Here is a 7,873-nt window from a genome sequence, read left to right on the forward strand (position 1 = left end):
ATGTTCAATACCATTGTCAGGTTCAGCCTGCACAACCGCCTGTTCGTCCTGGTCGGCGCGCTGTTGCTGATGCTGTACGGTTTTTATACAGCCTCACGCACGCCGGTTGACGTGTTTCCCGATTTGAACAAACCGATCGTTACGGTGCTAACCGAAGCCGGCGGCATGGCGCCTGAGGAGGTCGAGCAGATTGTCACCTTCCCACTGGAGACATCCCTCAACGGCATGCCCGGTGTGACCAGGGTGCGCTCGGTTTCCGGCGTCGGCCTGTCGATCGTCTATGCGGAATTCGACTGGGGCACCGACGTCTACCGCAACCGCCAGCTGGTGGCCGAGCGCCTGGCCCTGGTGAAGGAGCAAATGCCAGGCGGGATCTCCCCAGTGATGGGGCCGGTGTCGTCCATCATGGGCGAAATCATGCTCATCGCCCTGCCGATCGACGTCAAGGCGACCGATCCCATGAAGGCGCGCGAGTACGCCGATTTTGTATTGCGGCCGCGCCTGCTGTCGATTCCCGGCGTATCGCAGGTCATCCCCATCGGCGGCGAGGTCCGCCAGTTGCGCGTGGAACCCGACTCGGCGCGGATGGCGCAGTTCAACGTCACGCTCGATCAACTTACCAGCGCACTGCGTGGCTTTGCGGCCAACACCTCAGGTGGCTTTATCGACTTGAACAACCGTGAATACCTGATCCGTAACCTGGGCCGCACCAATCGCCTGGAGGACGTGCAAGGACTCCCGGTGGGCTGGCGTGATGGCATCCCGATTCTGCTTGAGCAAGTTGCAAGCGTGCGATTTGCTGCCGCGTTCAAACGTGGCGACGCAGGCTTAAACGGGCTACCGGCAGTCATCGTCAGCGTGCAAAAACAACCAGCGGCGGATACTGTGCGCCTGACCGAGGACATTGAAAAGGCGCTGGTCGAACTCAAGCAGGGACTGCCAGCGGGTATCTCGCAGCCGCAGGTGCTGTTCCGCCAAGCTAACTTTATCGATGCGTCGATTGGTAACGTGACCGAAGCACTGCGCGACGGCGCGATTCTGGTGGCGATCATTCTGTTCGCCTTCCTACTCAGCGGGCGCACCACATTGATTTCGCTGATCGCAATTCCCCTGTCGCTGGCCGTCACCGCGCTCGCGTTCAAGCTGCTCGATCAGTCAATCAATGTGATGACCCTGGGCGGTCTAGCCATCGCCATCGGTGAACTGGTCGACGATGCAGTTGTCGATGTCGAAAACATTGTCCGCCGGCTCAAGCAACGCGCTCCCGATGTCTCGGTGCTGGATGTTATTTGGCATGCCTCCGTCGAGGTGCGTTCGGGCATCGTCTATGCCACGGTCATTGTCGTGTTGGTATTTGTTCCGCTATTCGCCCTGCCCGGCATCGAAGGACGCCTGTTCGCCCCACTCGGGATCGCGTACATCACCTCGATCCTGGCCTCGATGGTCGTGTCGATGACGGTGACCCCCGCCCTTGCCTACTACCTGCTGCCGCGTATGAAACGCCTGCACCGCGGCGACAGTCCGATTGTACGGACCGTCAAAGCGTGGGACACACGGGTGTTGGCTTGGTCGTTCCCCCGGATGAAAGCGATTCTGGCAGTGGCCCTCGTGATTGTCCTGCTGGCCCTGGCATCGCTGCCGTTCTTCCCCCGCGCCTTCCTGCCAGCTTTTAATGAAGGCTCGCTGGTGATGGGCATGACGTTTACGCCCGGCACCTCGCTGGTCGAAGCCAACCGGATGGGATCCCTGGCTGAAACCCTTATTGGACAAGTGCCGGAGGTAACCAGGGTTGGACGCCGCACCGGCCGCGCCGAGCTCGACGAACATGCCGAAGGCGTGCATGCGTCCGAGATCGATGTCGATCTCAAAGCATCCGAACGGTCGCGCGAACAGATCATGGCCCATATCCGTAACCAGCTTGCGGCGATCCCCGCCTCGGTAGCAATCGGGCAGCCAATTTCGCACCGTCTCGACCATTTATTGTCGGGCGTGCGGGCGCAAATCGCAGTGAAGATTTACGGCGACGATATCGACACCCTGCGCGGGATCGGCGAAGACGTGCGCAGTCGCCTCTCAAGTGTAAAAGGCCTGGTCGACCTCTCGGTAGAACGCCAGGTGCTGATCCCGCAAATCAAAATCCGGGTCGATTATCGTAAGGCTGCACAGTACGGCCTGGCCGGCGGTCAAGTGCTCTCGACGCTGCAGTCGCTTAGCGAAGGCGCGACCGTCACACAGGTCATCGATGGCGCACGCCGATTCGAGCTGGTGGTGCGCCTGGCCGACAGTGCCCGAACACCGCAGGATCTGGCCCGGGTGATGATTGACACCCCCGGCGGACGCATCCCGCTCTCGACGATTGCCACCATCGAGGAAGGCGATGGCCCTAATCAGATCGGCCGGGAAAATGGTCGTCGCCGCATTATCGTGTACGCCAACACCGATGGTTCCAACATGTCACGCGTGATCGACGACGTGCGGCGGGAGATCGCGTTACGCAAGCTACCAGATGGCTACTTCATCAGTCTGGAAGGGCAGTTTCAGGCTCAAGAGCAGTCGCAGCGTCTGATCATGGGGCTGTCGCTGGCGTCCTTGTTGATGATCTTCCTGGTGCTCTATTCCCGCTACCGCTCATCGACCCTGGCCCTTGTCATCATGGGCAACATCCCGTTCGCCCTGGTGGGCAGCGTGTTGGCCATGTGGATTGCGGACGTCAGCCTGTCAGTGGCATCGATGGTGGGCTTTATCACACTGGCCGGCATCGCGACGCGCAACGGGATTCTAAAGGTCAGCCACTACATCAACCTATGCAAGTTCGAAGGCGAGCAGTTCGGCTGGCCGATGATCGTGCGCGGTTCGCTGGAACGTCTTACGCCTGTGATTATGACGGCTCTGGTGGCGGCTTTCGCGCTCACCCCGCTATTGCTCGCTGCGGACGCGCCGGGCAAAGAGATTCTGCATCCGGTGGCCGTGGTGATCTTTGGCGGGCTGATCAGTTCGACCATTCTCGATTCCCTGATTACGCCCTTACTGTTCCATATGGTGGGTCGAGCCCCGTTGGAGCGCTTGGTGGCCTTGGATTCGAAAGAAAGTTTTTAGGTTCAATGGGTTACGTGGCGGCGCCCATATCCGGCCGCCACATTTTGGAGAATGACAAATGAAGAAGCTTATCGCAGTAGCCGCCGTTGCCTTCGGCATGGTGTTGTCAAACAGTGCGCTGGCCCACGGGGCCCAAGCGAAACACGGCGGCGTGGTATCGAGCGCTGGCGACCTGGCATTCGAACTGGTGTCCAAGGACGGCAAGGCGATTATCTACGTCGAGGACCACGGTCGCGAGTTGTCCACGCGTGAAGCAAAGGGCACGCTAACCGTCTTGCAAGGCAAGAAGAGAGCCGAAACTGTGCTGGAGCCAAGCGACCATAACACGCTGACATCGAAAGCCGATGTGAAACTGACGAAGGGAACCAAGGCGGTCGCGTCCATTACGCTGGCCGGCAAGGAACCGATCAGCGTGCGCTTCTCGGCAAAGTGAGAAGGCGGGAGAGCCACAGTCGGGCTCTCTCATTTTTGTTTCGGCACATGTGTCGCATAACGAATGCAACGAGAAACGCCAACCGAAGCGCCCAGGAACGATGTGCTGCGCCTGGCCGGGTGATCAAACATGGCACATCAGAGTTTCCTTGATTCTATGCAAACTGGGCAGCTACCCGCGCCAGAACGACTTGGCCATCGGTCGTAGCGCAAGTCACGAAGATTTATCGATTCAAATTAGCCCCAGGCGGGCGTAGATCGGACCTATGCCAGTCAGCTTTCTTTCGAACGACCAGCGCGAAAACTACGGTCGCTACGCCGGCCCGCCGTCGCCCCATGACCTTGCCCGATACTTCCACTTGGACGACACCGACCACGCTTTGATCGCACAAAAGCGATGGCGATGTCATCGATTTCCACGCTTACACCTTCTGCGTTTTGTCCGAATTGCGTATCGCGCTGCGCCGGCGCGACGTGTTCGTGGCTCCAAGCTGGCGGTACGCCGACCCGCGCGCCGGCCTGCTCGATAGCGCTGAATGGGAGTCCACACGCCCGATCATTTGTCGCACGCTGGGCTTGTCGGCGCTACCGGGGCCGACCTTGACCGCGCTGGCCGATGAACTGGACCGCACCTACCACGCTGTCGCCGCCAGGTTGCCCGAGAACCCGGCTGTGCGGTTTGACAAGGTGGGCGATAAACAGGAACTTGTGCTCAGCCCGTTGGACAGAATGGATGAACCGGCATCGTTGATCGCGCTGCGCACCAAGGTCATGGGGGGATGCTGCCGCGCGTCGATCTGCCAGAACTGATCCTGGAGATTGCCGCCCGCACTCGCTTCACCGACGCCTTCACTCACATATCGGAGCGCACCGCGCGCGCTTCTGACCTGCATGTGAGCATCTGCGCGGTGCTGATGGCCGAGGCCTGCAACACGGGACCGGAGCCGCTGATTCGGGGCGACGTTCCGGCCCTCAAGCGCGATAGATTGTCCTGGGTGGACCAGAACTATCTGCGCGATGACACTATCACAGCAGCGAACACAATGCTGGTATCGGCGCAAAGCCGTTCAGCGCTGGCCGGCGTGTGGGGCGGCGGTGAGGTCGCGTCGGCCGACGGCATGCGGTTCGTGGTGCCGGTACGATCAGTGCATTCCGGGCCGAACCCAAAATACTTCGGCGTCGGACGCGGTGTGACCTGGTACAACCTGATATCGAACCAGTTTTCCGGCCTCAACGACATCACGGTGCCTGGCACGCTGCGCGATAGTCTGGTCCTGCTGGCCGTCGTCCTGGAACAGCAAACCGACCTCCAGCCAACCCAGATCATGACGGACACGGGCGCGTACAGCGACGTGGTTTTCGGATTATTCCGCCTGCTTGGTTACCGATTTAGCCCGCGCTTGGCCGATGTCGGCGGCACGCGCTTCTGGCGAATCGACTCAAAGGCCGACTACGGACTGCTCAATTCTGTATCCGCACACAATATTAGTCTCCAGAAGATCGAACCCCATTGGGATGACATGCTGCGCCTGGCCGGCTCTCTCAAGCTTGGCCGGGTGCCGGCAGCCGGCATCATGCGCACGCTCCAGGTGGGCGAGCGGCCGACGAGACTAGCCCAAGCCATCGCCGAGTTCGGCCGCATCGACAAAACCCTGCACACGCTGACGTACATCGATGACGAAGCCAAGCGCCGGGGAACGCTAACGCAGCTCAACCGTGGCGAGGGGCGACACAGCGTCGCCCGCGCAGTCTTCCATGGAAAACGGGGTGAATTGAGGCAGCACTACCGCGAAGGCCAGGAAGACCAGCTCGGCGCGCTCGGCCTCGTGCTCAACATGATCGTGCTATGGAACACCAGCTACATGGAGGCCGCGTTGAACCAGCTCCGCGCGGACGGCTTCGAGGTGCGCGATGAGGACGCGGCCAGGCTGTCACCACTGCTGCATGAGCATATCAACATGCTCGGCAGGTATTCATTCTCAGTACCGGACGCTGTGGCCAAGGGTGAGCTGCGGCCGCTACGCAACCCGGCGAGCGACGAATAAGCCAGCGAACCTAGCCCTTAACCCGGTTTTCCGTTCCACTGCACCTTAAACCCCATCTTCATGTCGCGTGAACTGAACGCGGTGTCGTTGCTTAGCTTAAATTCCAGCATGCCGCGTGACATGTGCACGGCGCCGGCGATATGGCCCGCGGCATATTCGTCCGCCTCGCGCACATCGATCAGCACATCCGCATCGCGGATCGCCGCATCGCGGATCGCCGCATCGGCGTCGCCGATGGCCACCTCCGCGACATGCGCCCTGGCTTCGGTGACAAGATCATGGGCTGTTTTCATTGTCATCTCCTTCAAAAAATCAGACGGGGTGTGCCACGGTTTGACTCACCAGTGCGGACAATTCGACCAAGCCGATCGGCGCTCTAATGCGCCAAGGCACGATGAACATGCGCTTTGCCAGGCCGCCGACGATCCGCTTCATTTGCTCGCGTTCGCCCGCCAAACGCGCCGCCAGCAAACGATCGTGCGTTCCCGCCGCCAGCACGCTCTTGTTGATCACCCAAGCGAACGGCTCGATGCTGGCGCGCCGCAGGTCGTCCTGGAGCGCCGCCGCTTGTGACACCGGCGTCACTTCCGGCAGCGTCACCAGGATGATGCTGGTGTACCTGGCATCTTGCAGCCGCATCAGGGGCGTCGTCACGCGCCCGCTGCCATGCCCTTCAAACTCGCGCAGCGTCTGCCGATGGTAGGCACCGGTCGCGTCCATCAGCAGCAGGGAGTGCCCGGTTGGCGCAGTGTCGAGCACCACAAAGGCGCTACGCCCTTCGTTGACGATTTTCGAGAAGGCGTGAAAGACCGCCACTTCTTCCGTGCATGGCGACTGCAAGTCTTCCAGCAGCAGGGCTTGTTCTTGCGAAGTGAGGCCGGGCGACCTGGCCGTCATCATCTTGTCGATGTAGCGCTGGGTTTCCACCTTGGGGTCGATGCGATCGACGCGCAGGCCGGGCACGGCGCCATCCAGGGTTCCCGCCAGGTGCGCCGCAGGGTCCGTGGTGCTGAGATGAACGGTTTTTCCGCGTTGAACCAGGCCGAGTGCCAGGGCGGCGGCGACGGTCGTCTTTCCAACCCCGCCTTTGCCCATGACCATGATCAAGCCGTGCTCCGCCAGCGCCAACTCGTCGGCCAACGCATCCAGGCCCGGCAGGGATGGGACCGGATCAGGCGCGAGCGCACCGGCGGCGATGGGGGCGACCTGTGCGGCAAGCAATGCGCGCAATGCCGGCAGACCGACCGTATCGAATGAGCGCAATGGCACCCGGTCCTGCGCCAGGGAACGCAGTGATGACGGCATCTCATCGAGCGCCTGTTGTCCCAGGGCTGCAATGGCGCAAGCGACCACATCGCCCGGATCGCTGGCGTGGAACACGCCGTTGATCACAAGCCGCTGCTTGTTCAGGCCCAGCGTGCGCAACTCGTCCGACGAGCGCGCCGCTTCGGCAATGGCACTCTTGTCGGCGCGGGCGACCAGAATGACGGTCGTCTGGCCGGGATCGCGCAAGGCGTCCAGGGCCGCCTTGAAACGCACTTCCTGCATCTTCAGTCCCGAGTGCGGTCCAAGGCATGAAGCCCCGCGGTCATTGCCAGATAAAAATCCACTCCACGCTTGTGGCAAGCTGAGCAGGCGCAAGGTGTGCCCCGTGGGCGCCGTGTCGAACACGATATGGTCATACTGGGCGCCAGGGTCCGACAGCAGCGCCGCAAATTCGTCGAAGGCAGCGATCTCCGTGGTGCAAGCGCCGGACAGTTGTTCGCGCACGGTTGCGCGCGCCGCGTCGCTGGCGTCAATGCCCATCTGTGCCAGAACGCGCTGGCGATACGATTCGGCCGCCGTGTCGGGGTCGATATTCAACACCGACAAGCCCGGCGCGCCGGGTGCCGGCGTGGGGATGTTGCGCAGTTCGATTCCCAGCATTTCATCCAGGTTCGATGCGGCGTCGGTGCTCACCAGAAGTACCCTGGAACCGGCATCGGCAAGGTTCAGCGCCGTGGCGGTCGATAGCGACGTCTTTCCCACGCCGCCTTTGCCGGTAAAGAAAAGGTGCCGCGTGGGCCGGTCCAGGAAACCTGGCACTTTGTCCGCTAGCCATCCCATGACCTGTTCGTGCGACGGGATACCACCGCTGTGCACGATTGTGCCGTCGATCATGACGGCAGGCGTGGAAGTCGCCCCCAGGCGTTTGATTTCCTCCGGGTCCGATACTTTCGCGATCTCGATCGCCGCCCCGGCGGCGTGGGCCATCTTCTCGATGAGTGCAATGGTGTATTGGCACTTGCTGCAACCGAGCC

General features: G+C 61.4%; 5 protein-coding genes and 1 pseudogene. 4 read left to right on the forward strand and 2 right to left on the reverse strand.

Annotated features, from left to right (window positions below):
• The 4 genes and pseudogenes from PO883_RS29615 to PO883_RS29625 all read left to right on the forward strand — a co-directional run.
• Window positions 1-3,096 carry an efflux RND transporter permease subunit gene (locus PO883_RS29615; protein WP_289312962.1) on the forward strand — a complete coding sequence of 1,032 codons (3,096 nt, stop codon included), beginning with the start codon at window positions 1-3 and terminating at the stop codon, window positions 3,094-3,096.
• 58 nt (window positions 3,097-3,154) lie between these two features.
• Window positions 3,155-3,529 carry a hypothetical protein gene (locus PO883_RS29620; protein ID WP_289312963.1) on the forward strand — a complete coding sequence of 125 codons (375 nt, stop codon included), beginning with the start codon at window positions 3,155-3,157 and terminating at the stop codon, window positions 3,527-3,529.
• Window positions 3,530-3,794: 265 nt separating this feature from the next.
• The gene (locus tag PO883_RS35270) at window positions 3,795-4,058 is read left to right on the forward strand and encodes a DUF4158 domain-containing protein (RefSeq protein ID WP_373890117.1); all 264 of its coding nucleotides are present in this window, start codon (window positions 3,795-3,797) and stop codon (window positions 4,056-4,058) included.
• A pseudogene (locus tag PO883_RS29625) lies at window positions 3,943-5,573 on the forward strand (Tn3 family transposase); the annotation flags it as partial. The gene PO883_RS35270 and the pseudogene PO883_RS29625, both read left to right, overlap by 116 nt.
• Before the next feature lie 17 nt (window positions 5,574-5,590).
• Here the strand turns inward: PO883_RS29625 and PO883_RS29630 are convergent.
• Both PO883_RS29630 and arsA read right to left on the reverse strand, forming a co-directional pair.
• Window positions 5,591-5,866 carry a rhodanese-like domain-containing protein gene (locus PO883_RS29630; protein WP_308606530.1) on the reverse strand — a complete coding sequence of 92 codons (276 nt, stop codon included), beginning with the start codon at window positions 5,864-5,866 and terminating at the stop codon, window positions 5,591-5,593.
• A 19-nt stretch (window positions 5,867-5,885) separates the two neighbouring features.
• A partial coding sequence (gene arsA / locus PO883_RS29635; RefSeq protein ID WP_289312964.1) for an arsenical pump-driving ATPase occupies window positions 5,886-7,873 on the reverse strand: 1,988 nt, incomplete at its 5' end.

This window comes from Massilia sp. DJPM01 (genome assembly GCF_030348125.1).
In the GTDB taxonomy this organism is placed as follows: domain Bacteria; phylum Pseudomonadota; class Gammaproteobacteria; order Burkholderiales; family Burkholderiaceae_D; genus Telluria_A; species Telluria_A frigida.